The organism is Candidatus Bathyarchaeia archaeon (assembly GCA_035283685.1).
In the GTDB taxonomy this organism is placed as follows: Archaea; Thermoproteota; Bathyarchaeia; order Bathyarchaeales; family Bathyarchaeaceae; genus DATETJ01.
Genome location: DATETJ010000011.1, coordinates 206784 through 228270, shown reverse-complemented (window position 1 = coordinate 228270; position 21487 = coordinate 206784). Strand labels below are relative to the sequence as shown.

The following is a 21487-nucleotide window of genomic DNA, read 5'->3' as shown; positions in this document are numbered from 1 at the left end:
AACACCGGTAGAAGAAGGTATAAGGGGCATGGTGCCTTCTTCTTTCTAAATTTCTTTTCCCACAGAGCATCAGCCAACATAGGCAAATGCCACGCATAGCAACATTGAACGTCACGCATACCAACATTGAACGTCACGCAAGAACACGAGCCAACAGCGCCAGAAACACCATACAAAAACAGGAACAGACCTCAAACCGCAACCAGAAAAGCCGAGCTTTCACCACAAAAAAATTTTTCAGCACTCAACGTACACCCATCCACCTATGCAGAATGGTAGCCCGGGAGAGATTCGAACTCTCGTCAGCGGGTCCAGAGCCCGCCATCCTTGACCGCTAGAGTCGGCGGCTAGCAGAAGCTTTCTCCACTAGCCTCGACCGGGCTGCACCGGGCTAAAACACAATTTGACAGCATCATACTAATAAATCATTCATGAGTCAGGCTGGTTCCAACTTTGTGAATGATATCATCATTGATAAGACCGTCATGGAGTAGAGAGATGAATTGTAAAAGACTACCATCAATATTAGGACTTAAAGTGTAAAATTGATATGTTTACGGAAATCGCAACGTTTATATATTTAAACCTTTCCTAAGAATCAAAATACGGCGGGGCCAGATGGACGAATTCTAAGCCCGTAAGTTCTCGCTGAACTTCTCGCTTGGTGACGGTTTTCTCGCCTTTTCAGCGTATATAGTGGGGAATGACCGTGGCGAAGGCAGAGGCAAAGCCCAGACTCGCGGACAAATGTCCCGAATGTGGCAGCACAAGTCTGGTTCACGATTACGATAGTGGAGAAACCGTTTGCAGCAATTGTGGCCTAGTTCTGCATGAGCAAACATTGGACAAGGGTCCTGAGTGGCGTGCTTTTACGCAGGAGGAGAAGGAATCCCGCAGCCGTGTCGGCGTACCTACCTCGTATTCGGTTCATGATAAAGGTTTGTCCACAGCCATCGGAAGGGTTGACAGAGACGCTTTTGGACGCAAACTGCCGTTGTCCACTCGCTTGCAGATGTGGCGTTTGCGGAAGTGGCAGATTCGTTCTCGTGTGCATTCGTCTGTTGACCGCAACTTGGCTCAAGCTATGGCTGAGTTAGATCGACTGTCTGACAAGCTGTACATTCCTGGGCCGATTAAGGAGAAGGCTGCTGTTGTATACCGCAAATCTTTAGAGAAGGGTTTGGTGAGAGGCAGATCAATCGCAGCTATCGCTGCTGCATCTCTGTACGCTGCGTGTCGCAACACCGAGACCCCTCGGACCTTACGTGAAATTGCTGAAGCCAGCTTGGTTGACAAGAAGGACGTGGCTCGTTGCTATCGATTGTTGCTGCGCGAGCTTGAGATGCAGATGCCCATTGCTGATCCCATGACTTATGTGTCTAAGATTGCTGAGCGCACGGGCATTAGTGGTCCGACGCAGGGCTTGGCTATCAAGATCATTCATGAAGCTAAGAGGAGGCGTGCGGCTTCTGGCAAAGATCCTATGGGTTTGGCTGCTGCCGCTTTGTACATTGCCTGCTTGCAGAGTAATGAGAAGAAGACTCAGAAGGACATTGCTGAGGCTGCTGGCGTGACTGAGGTTACGGTTAGGAACCGTTACAAGAGTTTGAAGCGTCAATTGGGCTTGGAGTTGCCAGATTAGGCTCCGCCCTTTTCTTTTTCACCTGTTTCCTTGTTTTCCTTTTGTTCTTCGAGTTCGAGTGTGACTGGTCCCTTGTAGCCGCATTGTTGGCATATGTATTGTTCTGGGAAAAGCCACATGTCGAAGCGTGTGGAAAGTCGTATTTTTGGGCTGCCGCAACGTGGACACAGTTTGGGTGAGGCGCGGTTGTGTCTTAGGTTTCGTACTACTTCACGGAAGTTACGGAGCATTCCCATGGACTGTGTGTGGCTCCTGTACTACGCCTGCTGATATCGGTTGTCTTACTGTACTTCTATGTTGTCTTTTGGGTAGCCCAGCTGCTGCGCGAGAAAGTCTGCTACGCGGTCTCGGTGGTCGCCTTGGAGTATGATTTGGCCGCTTTTGGCGGTTCCTCCGCATGCGCAGAAGGTTTTCATTTTTTGTGCTAGGCGTCCCATGTCGTTTTCTTTTGGGTCTATGCCGTCGATTATGGTGACTGCTCTTCCGAATTTTCTGGTTTCTACACGAACTTTGATTCGTTGTTGTTCTTTGCTGATTTCGCCGCAGACGCAGATGTCTTTTGGTAATCCGCATGTTGGACAGATTTCAGGCATTGTTCTCTGTTGTTAGGAATATTGTGTGGAGTATTTAAGAGTAATCGTGTAGGGTTGGGTTTCGTCAATTTGGTACTTTAGCGTGATTTAGCGCACTTTGGCGTAACTTGGCGTCACTCCATGTTAGTTGGGAGCTGAGGGTGTAGTATGAGTCTGGGAAAATTTTTTTGTGGTGAAAGTTGGAGTTTTCTGGTTGCGGTTTGAGGTCTGTTCTTGTTTTTGTATGGTGTTGTGGGCTCTGTTTACTCGTGTTTTGTGGTGACTTTCAACATAGTTATGCGTGACGTTTAATGTTGCTAAGCGTGACGTTTGGCATGTGTTTGTTTCATGTTGGCGGTTGTGGGCTGATATGAATTTCGGAAGAAGGAGTCAAGGAAAATCCCAGCAAAGGGGAATTGAAAGTGAAAAATTATCTTTCAGATCCAGACGCGTTTGGTTTCCTCTATGTTGTCAAAGTGGGGGTCGTCGGATAGTATTCTTGCTTGGTTGATGATGGCTGTTGAGGCGATGATGCAGTCTCCCATTGATACGTTTTTGTGTCGGCATTTAAGCAGCCCGGCTTGTTTGGCGATTGCTGGGTTTAGGTTTTGGATTTGAAGTCCGCTTTCCATCAGCGCCAGATAGCGAGTCTCTGCCATCTCCTTTCCCCTTTTTTCGCATGTTATCTGAATGATTTCGGAGATGACTACGGTGGGCAGTATTCCCTCTCTTTTTTCGGTTAGTTCTCTGAGTTTCCTGGTGGTTTTGTGTTTTGTTTCGGTTTGGTCAGAGTAGAAGTGCTCGGTTAGGAATCTGGTGTCTAAGACCAGTTTCAAGTTAGTATTCCTCTCTCAGTTTATCGATCTCTTTCTTGATCTCTTCCACTTTGCCATATTTTGCGTCAATGCCAGCCATTTCCTCAAGTTTGGGAATCACTTTGAAGAGTAATCCTTGTTCGGTGGCTTCGACCATTAGTTCGTCTCCTTCTCTTATTCCCAGTTTTTGTCTGAGTTCGGCTGGAATCGTGGTCTGTCCTCTTCTTGTTACTTTCACGACGTTATGCACGTGCCTTTGCCTCAGATAAGAAATGGATGTACTACCTTAAAAAATCTTCCTATTTCAAATATGACGTAGGATTAAATTGCATATTCAGGATAACCATTGTACACTGGACCCCAAGAAAAGGGGAATTGAAAGAAAAACTTCACCTGTTCACAATCAAACCGACGGAAAATGTGATGCTTGGTCTATGTATTCCCAGTTTTTGGTCCGTCTTTAGTGTAAGCTAACTGTGTCTGGAATAAGCCTCTGATTGATGACGCTACTTCTTGCTCGTGTGCTGTTGGGATGAACACGAACAGGGCTGTGGTTTTGGATGATGAGAGCGCTTCCAAGAGCAGGCGGGTGAATTTGTAGGTTTTGTCGAAACCACATCTGAGGATGATGTCAGAGACGTTGTCGAACAGCAGGTTGACGGTCTTATTCGACTGTGTTTCTTGGATTTTGGCACAGGCGTTGAGCAAGACGGAAAGATCACTTGCGGGCAGAAGAGTTTCCTTCTTGCTTACTTGCTGCTGATAATTGGTTTTTGAAGTCAGAATGAGGAAATGGGGATTCTCAGCTGGCGAAAACACCGAATGCAATGCGCTGTTCCGGTTTGTCACGATGAAGAGTTTCTCGTCGCTGTTCTTGGCCTCAGAAACGAAGCCTGAAAGCGCCATGTTGTAGTCAGATGCTGGGTCAACTTCCAGAAGCATCTTCCTGCCCGCCATCTGCTCATGGGTCATCCCGAACTGCTCCGAAAACGCTGTAATTTTCTTCCCAATTTTTGGTCTAGCATTTTTCCTACGTTTGAGCAACAGCCACCAGAGGAATACGAGTGCAAAGGGCACGGGCAAAGCATACAGGAATACTGTAATCACGCCGAGCGGCGACAGTGTGCCTGCGGCGTTCTTGCGTTCGAGTTTGATTTGGTTTGTCCTTTGCTGGTACCGGGTCGTGGTTGACGAAAGGCTTGTGATGCGTATTTTTGCACTTCCGTTCAGCGTGAAGACCTGCGGGTCTGCGTCTATGCTCAACGTTCTGGTTTCGTTTACATAATACGCCATGTACCTCAGATAGCCTTGACCGCGGCTCACGTAGGCAGAGGATGAATAATTCCAGACTTGAACCGCGACGGAGACGCCTGCAATGTCGTATTCGTTCACAACCGTGAAGTTAAGCTGCATGGCAGCTTCATTGGTTATGGATGAAAACAGGAATTCCGTTGACGCCGCATATTCACTGTAATGCGTAGGTCTGAACTCTATCCAGTCGGCTTTGAAGTCGAATGGCGCGTTTGAGGTCTTTACGCCCTTAACCTTGACTTTCCAGTTGCCTGAGGCATCGCGGAATTGCTGAGGGTTCGTCGTTACCGCTTGTGTTCTTGTTTCATCTGTGTTTGCAGTCGCGTTTGACGTGTAAGCAATGAAGCCGTTTCCGCCGGCTGGATACCTGCTTAAAGCGTAGTCGTAGAGCTGCAACGTGACCGCTGCAGTGCTAGTCGTCCATGCGCCTTTTACGGTCCAGTTGATCTGCGTCCAGGCAAACGTGTTGGAAAGGCCAGAAAATTCGACTTCAACCGTGTATTCATTCGGTAGCATGATGTTGGCTAGTCTTGTTTGATTGGCTACAGGCAAAGAATTATCGTCTATTCTTAGGTACGCTGCTGTGCCAGATGTGGCTGCGGTAACTTCGACATAATAGTCGATTTCAAGGAAGTCTGTTTGATTTACAACAGTGTATGCTGCCATTGAGTAGGTTCCTGTAAGCGTTGTTGGAGTTGATGTTAAATCCACGGAGTTTGCGGTGTTTGTCGCAATGGTTGTGCGGATTGTGCCATCCGATTTCAGAATCAGAATGTCAATATCAACGTGTCCAACTGGTGGAGGCGCTGGTTTGAGCGCCACTGCCTGCACGATCACGTCGGACCAGAAACTCATGTTCCAACCCATCAAGTAAAAGCCCGGGGTGGTTGTGGGCTCGTCGTCCCCGTCAGTTCCAGCTCGGCTTGACCCGCCGCCGCCCGTTCCAATATCGTAGTAACGATGCACTTGACTACTGCCGTGGGCTGCAGCCACAGCTGTTCCTGAAATGGCTAGACTCGAGAAAATCCAATCATTACTATTAGTCGTCGTCAATGATATTGATGGATCTACGCCAACGTAAGACACGCCTCGATGGTTGTCAAATGGACTTGTCTGTGCAACCCCAGTGTAACTCACGCTTCCTCCGCTTGCTTTAGATATGCCTGAAAGCGTTACAGTAACGATCTTTGAACCGGAATCTGGGTTGACGAGATACCAGATTTCTCCGCGAACCTCGTTGCCGCGTACATCGCTTCTGAGAAAGGTAGCTGATTGCCCACCTATAGTTACATTTAGAACCGAGACAGTCACGGTTCTTATCGAAATGCCAATCATGACAAGCCTGTTGGTTCCAGTGCCTACAACGTGATTCCAAGTAATAGTTGCGGTTCCATCCCCGTTGTTTCCTGAGCCGACAGAATCAAAAGCGATGCGTGGATCTGAATCCCGCCACGCCCTGTAAAACTCTGTCCAAGTGCTTGCAGGTATTGAGGTCAAGCCGTTTAACGGGTAAACGAATCTTCCCAGAAGTTGTCTTCCCGCCGTAGCCATTGGAGCAGGTAAGCTTGTGCCAGTTAAGTCGGATGTCTCAGGTCTTTGCGTGTAATACGGGTTTCCTCCAATTGTTGTGGCTTCTTGATGCGCATAAAGAGTTTGGGCGGACATTGCGCTTGGATAACTTCGGTAAACCATGTGAACGCTATTGTCTGAGACCAAATCCACTGTTGTGCCTGAAACATTAGCCGTGCCGCCAAACAACGTGTGATTAATAGGATTGTATGATGAACTGGACGTTGATGAAGGCGTGCTCTGTACGGTGAAATAATCTGAGTCAACAGCTCGAAGACTTGCTGGAACGCTGCCGGAAAGATATGTTCCATTTGAGACGCTGTAATCGCTTGCGTAGTAGGTTGCGTCTGCGTTGCCATGGGCAGGGCTAAGTGACCCAAGAAGAATGAAAAAGCTGAGCAATAGTCGAAGTGAAAGGAAAAGGTTCTTGGAACTAGGTTTTTTCTTCAACATGAGCTGTGTGCGCCTTTTCTAGAGTCTGGAGTAGTCTAAGCATCGCCTTCCTTTGGTAGTCTTCCGTTCCTGTTGGAATGTCCGAGCTAGACGGATTTAATACATATGAATTGGAAATCCAATTTGCCTCTTCTCATTTCTCCCGAAAAGCGAGGGTGAAACATGTTTTTGATACAGTTTGTCGATTCATAATCGATTAATATGAAGGTCCTCTGACATAGAGAGGAGGCGTATTTACTTGTCTGAACAGCAAAGCGACTTGGTGACAGTTCCCGAAGCCGATGAACTGGACAATAGGGTCTCCTCTGGCATAGTTGGTTTGGATGAGATGATTGAAGGGGGCTTTCCTAGAGGTAGTCTCATCCTGCTGGCAGGCTCTCCGGGTTCGGGCAAGACTATCGCGTCTGCGCATTTTCTCTATCATGGCGCAAAGAACCTCAACGAATGCGGCATCTACTTGTCTTTCGGGGAGCATAAGGAGTTCTTCTATGAGAATTTGAGGAAGTTCGGCTTCGATTTTGAGCCATTGGAAAGCCAAGGGAAGTTCAAGTTCTTGGATCTCCTTACGACACGGGAAGATACAGTTTCGTCAACGCTTGGCATGTTGTCGAGAGAGGTTCTGGAGCTTGGGGCAAAGAGATTAGTGGTGGACTCGTTTACCGCCATGGCTCAAGCCTTCAACAGACGGATAGATGCAAGAATCATACTTCACATGTTAGACAAATTGATGGGAAAAAGCGACTGCACAACCTTGTTGCTCGTGGAACTTCCGACCGGAACCAAAACGATTGGGCTTGGCTTTGAGGAATTCGTGGCCGATGGCGTAATTCTATTCGAAACTATTGATGAAAGAGAAGGCATCCGAAAGCGTGCAGTGGTGCGCAAGATGAGAGGCACCAACCACAACATGAACTACAGTCACATTGTGATTTCAGATCATGGAATTTCGCTAATGCCCTACATTCCTTAACACTGAGTGGTATATCTTGAAAAAAGGACAACCAAAGTTCAGCACAGTTCTAACTGAAGCTGTAAAAGACGGCTTGAACAGCATCGGTCCATCTATTTCCGATGCTGTGCTTGTTTATTTGGAAAAGAAGGCAACCATTCGATTTGATTCCTCGGCATTGGATCCGAAATCTCTTGATGAGGGCTTGAAGGAAGTCCTTGGGTACGGGACAGAGATTGTTGAGAGAAAAATCCTCGAGTCCCTTCACTTGAGGCTTGAGGTGAAGCAAAAGCTCAAGGGCAGCTTCGATTTTGCAGAAGAGGTGAAAAAGGCGCAAAAGCTTTTCAGCTCTCATAATCCGTCCGTGTTGAAACAGCTTGTGTGATAGTTAACGTGGGCTTCGTTAAGCTGGAAGCTTTCTTATTCTCACAGCTGTCATCTTGTAGTTCGGGGTGAACGTGTTCTCGTCGAATTGTGTTGGAAACAACATGTTGACCAGCAGTTGTTCAAAATGGAAGTGCATGCCAACTCTACCTTTAGGTATGTTTTCATCGATTCTCGCTTCGCATTGAATGCTGCCCACACTGCTTGACGCCTCGACCACGTCGCTGTTTGCTATGCCCAATCGTTCGGCGTCCATGCGGCTCACGTAACAGTACGGTCCCTCTTGAAAGCTCATCAGTGTCTTAGCCTGATTAGTCATCTCACCTGTCAAGAAGTGGTGCGTTGACCGAAATGAAGTCAGTATCAGCGGGTATTTGTCGCTTCGAATGTCTTCTACGCCTTCGAAATGTTCGGGCACAAATCGTTGGAAAAGCATGCGTTTCTCAGGCCACGCATCGCTGCCCGCATAGATGCTGTCAACGTCAACTTGTTGATAGGCTGGAACCACTGTAACAATTTCCTTTGTAATGTCAGCTGGCTCTGGATAATTGAAGTGCACTTCACAGCCGAAGAAGGCTGATAATTCCTTGAAGATTTGCCACTCGGATTTGCAGTTGCCGCAAGAGTCAACGACCTTTCGAACTAACCGGACTCGTCGTTCACCGTTTGTTATTGTTCCATGTCGTTCAAACAACAAGGGAGTTGGCAAAACCACGTCAGCAAACTTCGTTGTTAGGTTGAAGTAATGGTCGAGAACAACTACAAACATGTCGCGCAGATTGCGGTGAACCACGTTGAGATTGGGCAAAGACTGTGCCGTGTTCATGCCAGAAATGAATGTGGCTTTTGGGGGCGAAATGAGAAAAGCCTCGACTATGCTTTTCCCTTTTCCAATGGGGACTTCCGTGTTCCATTTGGCAGCCAACTGATGTGCAGTTGCCAACGGTCCAGTTGGCAAGCGGTCAGGGAGGCAGCCCATGTCACCTACGCCTTGGACGTTGATTTCGCCTCTCAACGAAAGCAACTGCGCGTTCTTGAGAATCGTGAGGTTGAGCAGTGCATGAACGTTCTCGGATCCAGTAACATGCTGCGTCAAGCCCATGCCATGGATGATGCCTAATGACTCAGCCTCTGCTATGTAGCCGATTAGCTGTCTGAGCTGTTCTAGCTCCACGCCGCAAGTGTAGCGGACAAAATCGATGTTGTAGAAGTCAGCAACTTTTTTGAGTCTCTCGAAGCCTTCGAGGTTCTCCGCTGACTTATCGTATGCGCCTTGTTGGATTAACGCGTTCATGATGCCGTTAAGTAGCACCAGTTCCGTGCCTGGATAAATGAGGATGGAGACATCGGAAAACTTCGCCGTTAAGTTGTGGACCGCTTGGCTTGAAACAACCTTTAATCCTTTGCGTCGCGCCTTCAAGATACGATTGTGCAACACTGGGTAGTTTGAGGCTGGATTCGAACCGATGATGAAAAGGCAGTCGCAGTTGTAGACATCGTCCATTTTCGAGAAAGCTGCTCGACTGCCGAAGCAATGCTCCAATCCTTCAACGGTTGTGACGTGGCAGAGTCGAGCGCAGCAGGCATCAATGTTGTTTGTTTTGTATGCGATTCGGGCAAACTTCTGTGTTACGTAGCAATCTTCGTTTGTGATCTTGCCTGACGCGTTTATGAAAACCTCGCTTGGAGCTAAGTCTCGGGTACGCTCATAGATGAAACGGTAGGCTTCATCCCATGAGACCTCTTCAAATGGCTTGTCCTTGTCTGTCCTCATTAGAGGCTTGAGAATTCTTCCCTTGTTTTCGCTTACTGCCTCATGTAAGGTTAAGCCTTTGACGCAGGCTATGCCCTCGCTTGGGTTGTCAGTTTTATCAGGAACAATCTTCACAATTCGTCCATTTTCAACTTGGAACAAAAGGCGGCAACCGCAACCGCAGTAAGCGCACATTGAGGCAACGGTTTCCAAAGTTCACCCTCAATCAACGGTCATGAGATGCATTTAACCACGGCTTGCAGCGATAATCTTCTCTCTTTTTTCAAAGCGGGTTTTCCTGCAGGTATCGAACGGCATCCAACGCTGCTTTTGCGCCTGAGCCAGCAGATGTGATGGCCTGCTTGTACCGAAAGTCTTGGTCGTCTCCCGCTGCGAAAACGCAGTCCACACTAGTCCTTGTCTCATCATGTACAATTACGTAACCATAGTCGTCAAGCTGGATTTGCCCCTTAAACACATCAGTGTTGGGCTTGTAGCCTATTGCGACGAAAACTGCGTCTGTGGGCAACGTTGTCACTTCACCTGTCTGAACATTTTTTAGTTTGACTGCTTCGACCTTGGCTTCGCCTAATATGTCTTCAACCACGCTATTCCATATGAAGTTGACCTTGTTGACAGCGAAAACGCGTTCTTGCAGCAGTTTGCAGGCTCTTAGCTTATCTCTTCTGTGTACAACCGTGACTTCTCGGGCATAGGTGGTTAAGGCTAAGGCTTCGTCCAGTGCTGTATCTCCACCGCCTACTACAACAACTTTTCTATCTCGGAAAAAAGGTGCATCACAAGTAGCACAGTAGGAAACACCTCGTCCTATTAATCTCATCTCAGAGCGCAAACCCAACGACCTAGCAGTTGCTCCTGTGGCCACGATGACTGCTTTCGCCTCGTAGCTCTTGTCACTAACATTGACTTGAAAAGGTCGACGGGAAAAATCAACAGAAGTCACATCCTGAAAGAGAATTTCAACGTCCATTCTCTCAGCCTGCCGGCGCATCAGAGCCATCAGTTCAGGTCCAAGTATCCCATCTGGAAAGCCGGGAAAATTCTCAACCATGCTCGTGAGCATTAGCTGACCGCCCCACGCCATGCCGCCAATCACAAGCGTGTCCAGCTTCGCTCTGGTAGCGTAGATGGCTGCTGTCAATCCAGCTGGCCCTGAACCGATAATGATTACGTCATGCAATCTTTGTACCACCGCTTTGGTTTGAGTCAAATACAGCAAGCGGCGACTTTAAATCGTTTCCCAACTAACCATCTTTTAGGTGAATCCCAAGCCCATGTCAGTCAAAGAACAAGAACGCGTGAAGAAACCCCGGTTGCCCAAGAAACGAATCCTTAGAGGAAAACCAAAATAGCCCTGGCAATCGACCGTTCTACGGCGTAGTCCCTAAAGTCACTTCTACGATTGATCTTCCACCTTCACGGATCAACAGCACTCGGGCTTTCTCGCCAATCTTCCTTTTCTGAACTTCCTTGACCAACTCATCAACGCTGTTTATGGCTTTGTCACCGAAACCAACGATAATATCGCCCTTTTCCATTCCAGCTTCACCCGCTGGACTGCCAGACCAAACCTCGATTACAAGCGCGCCCCTATCCGCTGCCAAGTTATAGTAAGAAGCAATCTCTGGAGTAACGGTTAACCCGCTAACGCCAAGCCAAGGACGCATCACCTTGCCATGAGTCATAATCTCCTCTGCACAGCGCTTAGCATGATTAACTGGTATGGCGAAACCGATTCCCTGCGCAAAAGGCACAATCGCCGTGTTGAGTGCCACAACCCTGCCCTTGACATCCACAAGCGGTCCGCCACTATTGCCAGGATTAATTGAAGCATCCGTTTGAACCAAGTCCTCGAAAAGGCCTCTCTCAGATCTGATTGATCGTTTTACTGCGCTTATCACGCCCTTAGTGACTGTGGGCGCTCCCTGCAATCCAAACGGGTTGCCAATGGCGAACACAGTCTGTCCAACTCGCAGTTCATCGGAGTTGCCTAGCTCCGCCGAGGGAAGGTCTTTGGCGTCAACCTTTATGATTGCGACGTCGTCACTGACGCATGCTCCAACTCTCTTGCCTCGTAGAACTCCAGACAAAGGCAATGTTACGTCGATCTTCTCCGCGCCTTCAACGACGTGGTTGTTGGTCAAAACATAGCCTTTAGGGTCAAATATCACTCCTGACCCCATTCCCTGAATCGGAAGAACCTGATAGTAGAAGTCTTGAAGCAAGCGAACCGTGTTGATGTTAACTACGCTCTTGCTCACCTTTTCTATGACCTCAAGAACGGCGGATTCATCAAACGACATTTTCCAAACCTCTTCGAATCTGTTGGCTGAAGCGCTATACACTCATTTTGAGGCTATATAAAAGCTACTCATTCAGTCGAGAAAGTGATCTATCAGGCGATTTAGAGAAAAAATGGAGACAGAAAGGCGATTTTGTGTTCCTACTTAACTGTCTTTTGAAGAACTGTTTCCCACGTGTCTGCATGTCCCTCTTCATCGGACAGAATTTCTTCCAGCATCAGCCTTGATGTTGTGTCTCCGATGTCCGCGCACATTTGGACATGCTGCTTGTAGGTTTTGATTGCCGTGTACTCGCCGTCCAAGTCGTCTTGAACCATCTTCTTGAGTGCACCACCCACTTTGACGGGCGCAGGTTTAGTGTTTGGGATTCCTCCGAGATAATTCACTCGTTGAGCTAAGCGCTCTAGATGCTTCATTTCGTCTTTAGCGATGCTTTCAAACTTCTCCATGATCGCGGGACTTTCCATGCCTTCTGCCATGACTTCGTGCATAATGTACTGCACGATTGCGCCGATTTCAAGTCCAATGTCAAAGTTCAAAGCCTTGATGATCTTCTCCCTATCAGCCTTCTTCAACAATATGCTCATTGCAGATTCCTCACGAACCCCTTGTTATCTCCTAGCACATTATTTATGATTTATCCCAACTGCTCCCTCCCAATCCTAGAACTTCTTGAACTTCTCTCCAGATGCGCCGCATACAGGACATCTGTCAGGCGCTTCGCCTTCAACCGTGTAGCCGCAGACATCGCATATGTACACTGAGCCAAGCTGAATATCCTTGCTCATTTCCACTGCCTGTTTAGCCTTCTCATACATACTGGCGTGAATCTTCTCAGCTTGCAACGCAAAGTTGATGGTTTGCACAGCGCCTTTCTCCTCCTGCAGCTGAGCCACAGCATTGAACGCTGGATACATCTCGTTCACCTCGTAAGTTTCGCCTTCAATAGCCATCTGAAGATTATCAGTTGATCCTCGCAACAAGCCGAGGGCATTGAAATGGTTTGAAGCATGCACCTGCTCCGCATACGATATGGCTATGAACATCCGGGCAACATTGTGGAATCCTTCAGCTTCAGCTCTCTTAGCGAATATCAAATAGCGCATGTGTGCCTGACTTTCACCAGCAAACGCGGTCTTCAAGTTGTCCTCTGTCATTTTTCTCACACTTGCCACCTCATATGACATTATTTCTTGCTCGAATTTTCCAATAAGCTTATTGTCACAACCACCGAAAGCGAATTAAGCAGATTGTTGGAATCCATAGAACTCCCATCCTAATAGTGATGACTGAGGTGCAAGTTTGGAAACATTAACAATGATTTTGAACGCAGCTCCCTACGGAGATGAAAAAACCTGGAACGCTTTCAGATTGGCCAAAGCGTTGATGACTGGTACAGACAAAATGAAGGTTAACCTCTTCCTCATCGGAGACGCTGTTAGCACAGCCAAGAAAGGACAAAAACCGCCTGAGGGCTACTACAATCTTGAAAAGATGATGAAGGAATTAATCGAGCAAGGAGCAGAAGTAGTTGCGTGTCGCACGTGCATTAACGCTAGGGGACTAAGCCAAGACGAACTCGTACCCGGCGTACGAGTTGGCACAACCGTGGGCAATCTTGTCCAATGGATTAAACAAAGCCAAAAGGTATTGTCTTTCTAGGTCTGGTGAAAGAATTTGATGGATCCGGCTCAGAAGAAAAAGATGCTAAAAGAAATAATCGTTCAGTTACACGCTGGAAAATCGCCAGCTGAACTCAAAGTGAAGTTCAAACAGGTTTTAGAGAGCACGACCCCTGAAGAGATAGCAAAGATTGAACAGGAACTAGTGGAAGAGGGCATGCCACGCGAGGAAATCCTCAGCATGTGCGACGTTCATCTGGCGGTTTTTCAAGAGCAGTTGGAAGCCCAAAAGCCGAAGACACCTCCTCCGGCTGAATATTCGATCAACATACTCATGGAAGAACACAAAGTCCTCCAACAGCACCTAGAGAAACTCAAAAGCATAGTGGGCAGAGTTGCGCAGGGGTCAAGCTTCGCAGAGGTCAGCGAGGAAATAGGTCAGTTAAAAGGCATCGCCGACGACTTCTTGGACGCTGAAAAACACTATAAACGCGAGGAAAACGTGCTGTTCCCGATCTTAGAGAAACATGGCGTCTCTGAGCCTCCAGCGATCATGTGGATGGAACACAACAAGCTTCGAGAGGCTAAGAAACGATTCAACAACCTGATTCAGGGCTACGCCAGTATGGACTTCGAAGACTTCAGGAAGCAGCTTGCCGAATCAGCCGAAACCATAATCACTGTGCTTGGAAGCCACCTTTTCAAGGAGAACAACATACTCTTTCCAACGGCTCTTCGCGTTGTGACAGACGAAGAATGGAAGGAAGCTCGCAGAGAATTCGGCGCAGTGGGCTATCCACGTTTCACGCCGAAGCAATTGATCGCTGTTTCAAAGGTCGCAGAGCCTGAGAAACCGATGACAGAAGCCTTGGTTGTCCTTGACGGAATTCTGAATCTTGAAACTGGGACACTTCCTCAAGCTGGAATCGAAGCCCTTCTCAAAACGCTTCCCGTGGACATAACGTTTGTCGACGCAGAGGACACTGTGAGGTTCTTCAACAAGTCTGAAGTATTCCTACGTACCAAGGCCGTGATTGGCAGAAAGGTTCAACAGTGTCACCCTCAGCAAAGCGTCAACATAGTAAATCGAATTCTTGACAGCTTCAAAAGCGGCAGAAAAGACGTTGCAGAATTCTGGATCAACATGAAAGGTCGAATGATTCATATTCGATACTTTGCTGTACGCAATAAGGACGGTAAGTACCTTGGAACCATGGAGATTACGCAGGACGTTACGGATATCAGGCAACTCGAAGGAGAAAAGAGACTTCTAGACTGGACCAACTAGGTTTCCTGTCGCAACGCTTCTGTCTACTCCAAGACTCAGTTACGTACGCTAATCAGCCCAGCCTTTCAGCCAACAGCCTGGCGACGTCTCCAGGTTTGTCAGCAACGGGAACGCCTGCTTTTCTGAATGCTTCGATCTTGCTGGCTGCAGTTCCACTGCTGCCCATGATGATTGCGCCTGCGTGTCCCATGCGTTTGCCCGGCGGCGCTGTTCGCCCAGCTACAAAGCCTACAACAGGTTTAGAGTAACCTTCGGTCGCAATGTATTCAGCTGCTAGCTCCTCGAAGCTGCCGCCTATTTCGCCGATTAACGCCACAGCTTTCGTTTGCTCATCTCGCTCAAATTCCTTTAAGACGTCAATGAAGCTCAATCCAACAATTGGGTCGCCGCCCAACCCAATGCATGTAGATTGACCTAAGCCTCGAACGCTTAGACCCGCAGCTATTTCGTACGTTAATGTACCACTGCGAGACGCCAAGCCTACACTCCCCTGCTTGAATACATGTGCCGGCATGATCCCCAGCTTGCACTCGCCTACTGTGAGGACGCCCGGAGTGTTTGGACCAATAATAACAGCGCCTTCCTGCTTAGCACGGTGCATCACAAGGACAGCGTCTCGAACAGGAATATGCTCGGTAATAATCACGATAGTTTTCAAGCCAGCGTCTAAAGCCTCAAAAGCCGCATCGGCAGCAAAAGGCGCAGGAACAAAGATAATTGAAGCATCAGCGCCACGTCCATCCTTTGCCTCCCGAACCGTGTCGTATACAGGTACACTGTGAACTCTGGCTCCGCCTTTACCCGGCGTCACACCTGCCACAATCTGCGTGCCATATTCAAGCATCAGCCGTGTGTGAAAGCTGCCCTGCGAGCCTGTAACTCCTTGAACAATGGCTCTGGTTGCCTTGTTGACGAAGACTCCCATAGTGTGCTACACGCCTCCGCTCTTGCTGATTTCAACTGTCTTCTGCGAGGCTTCTTCCATACTATCTAAAACATGAATGCCCGCATCGATAAGTATGCGCCTTCCTTCCTCCTCGTTTGTCCCCACAAGGCGAATCACCATTGGCTTAGTCAAGCCAACTCGCTTTTGAGCCTCAAGAACGCCGTTAGCCACTTCATCACAACGCGTTATGCCGCCCAGAATGTTGATGAACACGGCTTTCACGTTTGGGTCGGACAGCACGATATCTAGAGCAACAGCCATCATGTCAGCTGAGGCTCCACCTCCAACGTCTAGGAAATTCGCTGGCTTTCCACCATACAGTTGAATAACATCTAACGTAGCCATAACTAGTCCAGCGCCGTTGCCGATTATGCCAACGTCTCCATCGAGTTTAACATATGCTAAACCACTTTTTTGAGCCGCCAGCTCCTGCGGCGTCAGCTCTGCCTCTTCCATGAGGCGGCTCTTAAACTCCGGATGTCTATACAAGGCGTTGTCATCGATGATGAGTCGCGTGTCAGCAGCCACAAACTTGCCTTCAGCAGTCTCAACCAGCGGGTTCATTTCAGCTAGCTCGGCGTCGAAGTCCATTGCAGCCCTGTAATGCTTTAGGAAAATTGAAGCAATTTCAACCATCTGGTCTCCAGCGTAACCCAACTTTTTAGCGACGTGTCTAGCATGGTGAGGACGAAACCCATACACAGGATCAACTGTAACCTTCACAATCTTCTCAGGCGAGGTTTTTGCCAACTGTTCTATGTCGACGCCGCCTTCGCCAGACGCGACAGCCACGTAACTGCGGTCAGATCGATCCACGGTGAAGCTGAAGTACAACTCTCTTTTAATCGCGACTTTCTCTTCAACCCACACGCTTTGAACTTTTACTCCTTTGATTTCCTTGCCCAGAAGCTGCGCAGCAGCCTTCTCAGCGTCAGCAGGAGAATCAGCAAACAGTATTCCGCCAGCCTTGGCTCGGCCAGCTACAAGAATCTGAGACTTGATTGCGACAGGCGCATTTATGAGAGATGCGAATTCACGGGCTTCTTTTGTAGTCTTGGCTAAGAAGCCTCGAGGCGTTGGCAAACCATACTTTGCAGCTATCTGTTTTGCTTCATACTCGTAGAGTTTCAATGCGTTCACATCCATTTTGGAAGGAGTTTATTTGAGTGTCTGAATGGTTATGTAAGATTTTGTGTCTTCTATGCCCTCAACTAAAGCTAGTCTTTTAAGCGCGTCATCCAGCTTCTCCCTTTCCACCTGAATAATGGCATCCATGTCGCCAGTTACTCTGTAAATACGCTCAACTGGGAACTGAATAATCTCCGCGTAGGCGTGCACGCGTTTCAAAGGCGACACCTTAACGAACACGAACGCAGGGTTAACCGACACGCCTAAAATGGCAAGTCCTTTTTCTGTAACATCGATGAAGCCTCTGCCAGTGCGAATGTGTCCTTGAGTTCGAAGCTTACGCAAGTGCACATTCAATGCTTGCCGGCTTATGTTGAGTTGCTTAGCCAATTCTGCTTGCTTCACTGTCAAAGTGTAAGTGCTGGTCGGTTTGCCCTTTTCATAGAGCATGTTAAGCAGTCGAAAAGGTTTTCCAGACGGGATTTCACGGCTCAAGATGTAACACCTTGTCCTAGGAAAGGTCTGTGTTTACTAACGTCAACATATATGTCTTACTGCACATTCACAAAATACTACCAGTAACGCTGCCTATAGAGTAACAGTTATAAAATTCCGCCACGCATTAAACTGCTTGCAAAGGAGCACACAAAACGCCTTTGACAAAAACCATCAAGGAGTGAAACAACAAGATGTCAGAGCCGCGTGAAAGCATGCGTGAAAGCAATGCTGTTTTGATCGGGCGAAAGCCTGCAATGAACTACGTCCTAGCTTGCATAACCCTCTTCCACGGCAACGCACCAGAAATAAAAGTTAAAGCAAGAGGAAGAGCCATCAGCCACGCAGTGGACGTTGTCGAAATATGCAGACGCCGATTCCTGCCAGACGTCAAAATAAAGGCAATTGACATCGGCACACAGCAACTGCCACCGCGACTAGGCGAAGAGGGACGTGGACCAACCAACGTCAGCACCATCGAAATCACGCTGACAAGGTAAAAACAACGAGGCGAACAAGACAGCGCAGGCAAAAGACCTTCGCCACCCTTTTTTCCTTTTTCTGCTAAAAATTCACGGAAGGTTTATATTATCATAGACAGTGCTCGTATGAATTACCACCGGGGTGGTTGTTGAGGGACGCTGATTAACAGATGCCCAAGATGGTGAATGTTTGCCAATTTTGCCTAAAAAGTGGGATTCTGTGCTCAAAATGCCAAGCGAAGCTTAAGCAAGGCGAGATCAGCCAGACTGATCTGGAAATAGGTCGTTTACTGCTCTCACTTGAAAGTTCGCATCCCCCCCTGCAGGAAATCAACTTTCACAAGGCCGTTGAAACAGACGTCGTACTAGCGCTGATCCTTGGCAAGGGAGATGTGACTCGACTTCTGAGCACCGGAGGAAAGATCATTCGAACCATCGGTGAAAAAACCGGCAAAAACGTGAAAGTTCTGGAAGCAGGCGTGGACGAGCGAAAATTCCTTGAAGACTTGTTTGCGCCTGTAAGCATTATCACCATCAACACCATCTGGTTGCCCGATGGCAGTCAGGAGACACGGGTTATTCTGCGAAGACGGGGACGAAGACCGCCCTTTGATGTGGAAGCCATCAAACAGATTGCCCAAAAGGTTCGCGGAATTACCCTGCGCGTGGAGTATGCCGATTAGAGACTGATGGAGCGAAGATTGACATGAAACTTGACGAGTTGGGAGACTGGAGAAGAACCCATTACACGCTTGGCGTGACGCCTGAGCTGAACGGAAAGGAAGTTGTTCTATTTGGTTGGATTCAGGACATAAGGGACCTAGGCGGCTTACGCTTCATCATCCTTCAAGACCGAGAAGGCACCGTTCAAATCACCATACACAGAAAGAAAGTGGCTCCTCAAGTACTCGAAAAATCGGAAGCATTGGGAAGACAATACAGCATCGGCATCAAGGGCACAGTTCAATCGACCAAGATGACACCGCGCGGGGTTGAAGTTATCCCGAGTGAGATTCGAGTGCTGGGGGTGGCGCAACAACCCTTGCCGCTTGACATTACTGGAAAGACGCCGTCCAAAATTGATGCTCGGTTAGATGCGCGTGTGTTAGACTTGTCAAGGGAAGAAAGCCGTGCCATATTCAGGATTCAGCATGTGGGCTGCGAGGCAACCCGCAGTTTCCTTTCTCAACTGGGCTTCATCGAGGTGCATACTCCGAGAATTATTGGTTCAGCCACTGAAGGTGGAGCCGCGTTGTTTTCAGTTGATTACTATGACAGAGAAGCGTATTTGGCTCAGAGTCCCCAGCTGTACAAAGAGCAGTTGGTCATCGATTTTGAGAAGGTCTTTGAAATTGGACCGTTTTTCAGGGCTGAAATGTCACATACGCGAAGGCACATCAGCGAGTTCAATTCCATCGACATCGAGCAGGCATTCGTCACGGCTGAAGACGTTATGCAAACACTTGAGCAACTCGTGCATTACATCTGCGAGGAAGTGAACGACCGCTGCAAGAAAGAACTGAAAGCTCTGAAACACAAGGTGGAAGTGCCCGAAAAACCGTTCCGCAGATTCACTTACGATCAGATTCTTAGGGAATTGAAAAAAGAAGGCATTGAAATTCCGTGGGGAGAGGACGTTCCGACGCAAGCGGTGAGAACCGTAGGCAAGTTGCACCCCTATTATTACTGGATCACTGACTGGCCGACCAAGTCTAAACCGTTTTACTTGAAGCCGCGAGGTGACAAGCCACAGCTTTGCGCGGCTTTCGACCTGATGTGGAGCTGGATAGAACTCGCCTCAGGCGGCACAAGGGTGGACTCAAAAGACGTGCTGACTCAACGGTTGAGGGAGCAGGGGTTGAACCCTGACTCGTTCAAGTATCATTTGCAGGCTTTCGACTATGGTATGCCGCCTCATGCAGGGTGGGCATTGGGTCTAGAGAGGTTTGCCATGGTTTTGACGGGCAAATACAACATACGTGAAGTCACGTTGTTTCCAAGAGATCGCTTCAGGCTTACACCCTGAGCAACTAGAAACCAGCCTTAACTGGGTTCCTCGGCTTCATGAATTCGCGTAAGACCACTGTGGCGTAAGAACCTTTTCTCAAGGTGAAACTGGGCCCTATCTTCTTCCTGCTTATGTTAGTTTCATCTCGAGAGGGTCTTTCTAAGTGCAAGTCGATGACTTCGGTAAGTGCTGTTCGCACACCGCCTGATGAGCTGATTCTGGGCATGGCGGGGATTTTGAACTTGTCAGGCGGCACGACTTCCTCTTCAAGCAATGTCTTTTCGATTTCACCTTGCAGTCCACCTGAGATGCCTTGTCTGTAGCCTATCAATGGAAGAGCTACGTGTTCTCTGCTGTCTATTGTCAACCTGTATTCATTTGCTCGCGGTTTCTTGAGCGGTAGCCCGTGCATAATGCGTTGGCTCAGGAACCTGTTGAATAGATAGGATTGGTACGCTTGGATGAAAAGCTGGCACAGCTTTATTGGTAGGCGGTGAAAGGCGCCGATGAAGTCTCTGTGTTGTTGGGCAAGATGTTTGAGCATTTGTCGCTCGTAGACAAGTCTAGGCGGAAAATAACGAAGGGCGCTTTCGTAGTCTTGAGTGTTCCATAGCTGTTGCCTTGCTTGTCTTGACTCAGGACGCTCGAGTACGCTGGGTTTTGCCAGAAATGTGAGCGCTGCTTTTTCCCATTCGCCCAGCAGTATGTCTTTGCCCACCAAGTGGGTTATTGCCCGGATCGTGCCGAAGCGTTGGTGCCCAAAGAAGTTCGGGCATCCGCCGAGTTTGAGCAGGTTGCGGTTAACGTTTTCAAGGCGCTTCGTGATGGCTGAGGCTGGATGGTTAATGGCTCTTATGTTGATGTGAAAATTGTTGCCAAACAACATACTTGAATCCATTTTTTCGTTGGAAAAAAGTAGCGGATACACCCATAGGCTAGTGGTTTTGATCTGTGTTGCTTGTTCTGGCAGCATTCGACTTACGCTTATGTGCTGGGCGGTTAGGGCTTTGGCGTCTTTTATTCCGCCGATTTGGATACGTTCAACGTTGATGCCTAGTTTGTTGGCAACTATCTGTACTGCTTGAAAGGTGTCCACGTTGCATTTGACTAGCACGTGGATGAGGTATCTACCATGTCCTGTAATAATAGGCATATTATTGGGTTCGATCTTAGCTGTTGACCCGTTTGTGAGAATCTCTTCTACCTTGAAGTCTTCGGGAAAATGGCGCAGTTTTCCACCAATGCCTTGGCTTTTGGTTGCGTAAACTTCAATGCCAATCCTTTTCTCAAGTAATGGAACGGTCAAAGAAGCGTCAGCTTACCTGTAATCTTGTCTACTTCAGGCGAGGGCGCTGGACCAATGGCTAGACACGTGATGGTGCCGGGCTCCAGTTGGGTTAAGCCTCGGTCTGAAATCAGCGCGTAGGGCAGGTTATACTGTCGTGCCATGTCTTCAAGTTTGAGCAGGTCGGCTTCGCTGTTGACTTTGACAGCGATTTTGCATTGTCCTTCGTCGAGCCAAGCTTTCCACCATCTTTGAAAATGCTTCCGAGCTTCCTCAGCCGCTGAGATCGCCGCGTGCCCGGCTTGAGCTGCGATCTTGCCTCTGCCCATCTTCAGGTCGGCGCGCATGACGATGACTTGCTTGTACGTGAAGTCGGACATTTGCTATGGCACGGTTATCGTGTTGTTCAGGGTTTGATTAAGGCTTTTGTTCGATGAAGCGCAGATTGAAGCAAAAATTGA

23 protein-coding genes and 1 tRNA gene are annotated in these 21487 nt (G+C 48.3%); 8 read left to right on the top strand and 16 right to left on the bottom strand.

Annotation, left to right across the window (positions count from 1 at the left end; all coding sequences use genetic code 11):
- Positions 1-273: 273 nt before the first annotated feature.
- Positions 274-383: transfer RNA gene (locus tag VJ249_11670), tRNA-Gln, on the bottom strand.
- 326 nt (positions 384-709) lie between these two features.
- Here VJ249_11670 and VJ249_11665 point away from each other — a divergent pair.
- A complete protein-coding gene (locus VJ249_11665; GenBank protein HKZ95217.1) occupies positions 710-1642 on the top strand; it encodes a transcription initiation factor IIB in 933 nt (310 codons plus the stop codon).
- Here VJ249_11665 and VJ249_11660 read toward each other — a convergent pair.
- The 5 genes from VJ249_11660 to VJ249_11640 form a co-directional block, all read right to left on the bottom strand.
- Entirely contained in the window at positions 1639-1878 is a 240-nt protein-coding gene (locus VJ249_11660; protein HKZ95216.1) for a hypothetical protein, read from the bottom strand. The two genes, VJ249_11665 and VJ249_11660, sit on opposite strands and share 4 nt — an antisense overlap.
- A 45-nt stretch (positions 1879-1923) precedes the next feature.
- Positions 1924-2235 carry a translation initiation factor gene (locus VJ249_11655; GenBank protein ID HKZ95215.1) on the bottom strand — a complete coding sequence of 104 codons (312 nt, stop codon included), beginning with the start codon at positions 2233-2235 and terminating at the stop codon, positions 1924-1926.
- A 416-nt stretch (positions 2236-2651) separates the two neighbouring features.
- A complete protein-coding gene (locus VJ249_11650; GenBank protein HKZ95214.1) occupies positions 2652-3050 on the bottom strand; it encodes a PIN domain-containing protein in 399 nt (132 codons plus the stop codon).
- Between the two features lies 1 nt (position 3051).
- On the bottom strand, positions 3052-3267 hold the full coding sequence (locus VJ249_11645) for an AbrB/MazE/SpoVT family DNA-binding domain-containing protein (protein ID HKZ95213.1): 216 nt from the start codon (positions 3265-3267) through the stop codon (positions 3052-3054).
- A gap of 194 nt (positions 3268-3461) precedes the next feature.
- Entirely contained in the window at positions 3462-6362 is a 2901-nt protein-coding gene (locus VJ249_11640) for a hypothetical protein (protein HKZ95212.1), read from the bottom strand.
- Between the two features lie 238 nt (positions 6363-6600).
- Between VJ249_11640 and VJ249_11635 the strand changes: the two genes are divergently transcribed.
- Together VJ249_11635 and VJ249_11630 are read left to right on the top strand one after the other, a co-directional pair.
- On the top strand, positions 6601-7332 hold the full coding sequence (locus VJ249_11635) for an ATPase domain-containing protein (GenBank protein ID HKZ95211.1): 732 nt from the start codon (positions 6601-6603) through the stop codon (positions 7330-7332).
- Between the two features lie 16 nt (positions 7333-7348).
- Positions 7349-7696: a NitrOD5 domain-containing protein gene (locus VJ249_11630; GenBank protein HKZ95210.1), complete on the top strand. Its 348-nt coding sequence runs from the start codon at positions 7349-7351 to the stop codon at positions 7694-7696.
- Positions 7697-7714: 18 nt separating this feature from the next.
- On the opposite strand, the gene VJ249_11625 is transcribed toward VJ249_11630, so the two are convergent.
- The 5 genes from VJ249_11625 to VJ249_11605 form a co-directional block, all read right to left on the bottom strand.
- Positions 7715-9661 carry a molybdopterin-dependent oxidoreductase gene (locus VJ249_11625; GenBank protein HKZ95209.1) on the bottom strand — a complete coding sequence of 649 codons (1947 nt, stop codon included), beginning with the start codon at positions 9659-9661 and terminating at the stop codon, positions 7715-7717.
- A 70-nt stretch (positions 9662-9731) separates the two neighbouring features.
- Positions 9732-10649 (bottom strand): thioredoxin-disulfide reductase, encoded by a 918-nt coding sequence (trxB, locus tag VJ249_11620; protein HKZ95208.1) that lies wholly within the window; start codon positions 10647-10649, stop codon positions 9732-9734.
- A gap of 190 nt (positions 10650-10839) precedes the next feature.
- Positions 10840-11772, bottom strand: a complete 933-nt coding sequence (locus VJ249_11615) for a trypsin-like peptidase domain-containing protein (protein HKZ95207.1) — start codon at positions 11770-11772, stop codon at positions 10840-10842.
- Positions 11773-11912: 140 nt separating this feature from the next.
- Positions 11913-12359 (bottom strand): ferritin-like domain-containing protein, encoded by a 447-nt coding sequence (locus VJ249_11610; protein HKZ95206.1) that lies wholly within the window; start codon positions 12357-12359, stop codon positions 11913-11915.
- Between the two features lie 75 nt (positions 12360-12434).
- Positions 12435-12938 (bottom strand): rubrerythrin family protein, encoded by a 504-nt coding sequence (locus VJ249_11605; GenBank protein ID HKZ95205.1) that lies wholly within the window; start codon positions 12936-12938, stop codon positions 12435-12437.
- Between the two features lie 136 nt (positions 12939-13074).
- On the opposite strand from VJ249_11605, the gene VJ249_11600 reads away from it, so the two are divergent.
- Positions 13075-13434: a DsrE family protein gene (locus VJ249_11600; protein HKZ95204.1), complete on the top strand. Its 360-nt coding sequence runs from the start codon at positions 13075-13077 to the stop codon at positions 13432-13434.
- Between the two features lie 18 nt (positions 13435-13452).
- A complete protein-coding gene (locus VJ249_11595) occupies positions 13453-14682 on the top strand; it encodes a DUF438 domain-containing protein (GenBank protein HKZ95203.1) in 1230 nt (409 codons plus the stop codon).
- A gap of 52 nt (positions 14683-14734) precedes the next feature.
- On the opposite strand, the gene sucD is transcribed toward VJ249_11595, so the two are convergent.
- Genes sucD through VJ249_11580 form a run of 3 tightly spaced genes read right to left on the bottom strand, consistent with a single transcriptional unit; the run spans position 14735 to position 17251 of the window.
- Complete coding sequence (gene sucD, locus VJ249_11590; GenBank protein HKZ95202.1) at positions 14735-15607, bottom strand: succinate--CoA ligase subunit alpha; 873 nt, start codon at positions 15605-15607, stop codon at positions 14735-14737.
- Between the two features lie 6 nt (positions 15608-15613).
- Positions 15614-16759: an ADP-forming succinate--CoA ligase subunit beta gene (gene sucC / locus VJ249_11585; GenBank protein ID HKZ95201.1), complete on the bottom strand. Its 1146-nt coding sequence runs from the start codon at positions 16757-16759 to the stop codon at positions 15614-15616.
- A gap of 27 nt (positions 16760-16786) precedes the next feature.
- Complete coding sequence (locus VJ249_11580) at positions 16787-17251, bottom strand: Lrp/AsnC family transcriptional regulator (protein HKZ95200.1); 465 nt, start codon at positions 17249-17251, stop codon at positions 16787-16789.
- Positions 17252-17466: 215 nt separating this feature from the next.
- Between VJ249_11580 and albA the strand changes: the two genes are divergently transcribed.
- The 3 genes from albA (at position 17467) to aspS (ending at position 19759) form a co-directional block, all read left to right on the top strand.
- Positions 17467-17751, top strand: a complete 285-nt coding sequence (gene albA / locus VJ249_11575) for a DNA-binding protein Alba (GenBank protein ID HKZ95199.1) — start codon at positions 17467-17469, stop codon at positions 17749-17751.
- A gap of 152 nt (positions 17752-17903) precedes the next feature.
- Complete coding sequence (locus VJ249_11570) at positions 17904-18416, top strand: hypothetical protein (protein HKZ95198.1); 513 nt, start codon at positions 17904-17906, stop codon at positions 18414-18416.
- Between the two features lie 23 nt (positions 18417-18439).
- Positions 18440-19759: an aspartate--tRNA(Asn) ligase gene (aspS, locus tag VJ249_11565; GenBank protein ID HKZ95197.1), complete on the top strand. Its 1320-nt coding sequence runs from the start codon at positions 18440-18442 to the stop codon at positions 19757-19759.
- 4 nt (positions 19760-19763) lie between these two features.
- Here aspS and truD read toward each other — a convergent pair whose 3' ends face one another.
- A complete protein-coding gene (gene truD / locus VJ249_11560; protein ID HKZ95196.1) occupies positions 19764-21047 on the bottom strand; it encodes a tRNA pseudouridine(13) synthase TruD in 1284 nt (427 codons plus the stop codon).
- Positions 21044-21406: a peptidyl-tRNA hydrolase Pth2 gene (pth2, locus tag VJ249_11555; protein HKZ95195.1), complete on the bottom strand. Its 363-nt coding sequence runs from the start codon at positions 21404-21406 to the stop codon at positions 21044-21046. The genes truD and pth2 overlap by 4 nt, the downstream gene beginning before the upstream one ends.
- Between the last annotated feature and the right edge of the window lie 81 nt (positions 21407-21487).

Bases quoted from the DNA above. Each gene is read 5' to 3' on its own strand.
- VJ249_11655 (HKZ95215.1), bottom strand. From the start codon at position 2,235: ATGCCTGAAATCTGTCCAACATGCGGATTACCAAAAGACATCTGCGTC.
- VJ249_11660 (HKZ95216.1), bottom strand. From the start codon at position 1,878: ATGGGAATGCTCCGTAACTTCCGTGAAGTAGTACGAAACCTAAGACAC.
- VJ249_11570 (HKZ95198.1), top strand. From the start codon at position 17,904: ATGCCCAAGATGGTGAATGTTTGCCAATTTTGCCTAAAAAGTGGGATT.
- sucD (HKZ95202.1), bottom strand. From the start codon at position 15,607: ATGGGAGTCTTCGTCAACAAGGCAACCAGAGCCATTGTTCAAGGAGTT.
- aspS (HKZ95197.1), top strand. From the start codon at position 18,440: ATGAAACTTGACGAGTTGGGAGACTGGAGAAGAACCCATTACACGCTT.
- pth2 (HKZ95195.1), bottom strand. From the start codon at position 21,406: ATGTCCGACTTCACGTACAAGCAAGTCATCGTCATGCGCGCCGACCTG.
- albA (HKZ95199.1), top strand. From the start codon at position 17,467: ATGCGTGAAAGCAATGCTGTTTTGATCGGGCGAAAGCCTGCAATGAAC.
- VJ249_11595 (HKZ95203.1), top strand. From the start codon at position 13,453: ATGGATCCGGCTCAGAAGAAAAAGATGCTAAAAGAAATAATCGTTCAG.
- VJ249_11640 (HKZ95212.1), bottom strand. From the start codon at position 6,362: ATGTTGAAGAAAAAACCTAGTTCCAAGAACCTTTTCCTTTCACTTCGA.
- VJ249_11615 (HKZ95207.1), bottom strand. From the start codon at position 11,772: ATGTCGTTTGATGAATCCGCCGTTCTTGAGGTCATAGAAAAGGTGAGC.
- VJ249_11610 (HKZ95206.1), bottom strand. From the start codon at position 12,359: ATGAGCATATTGTTGAAGAAGGCTGATAGGGAGAAGATCATCAAGGCT.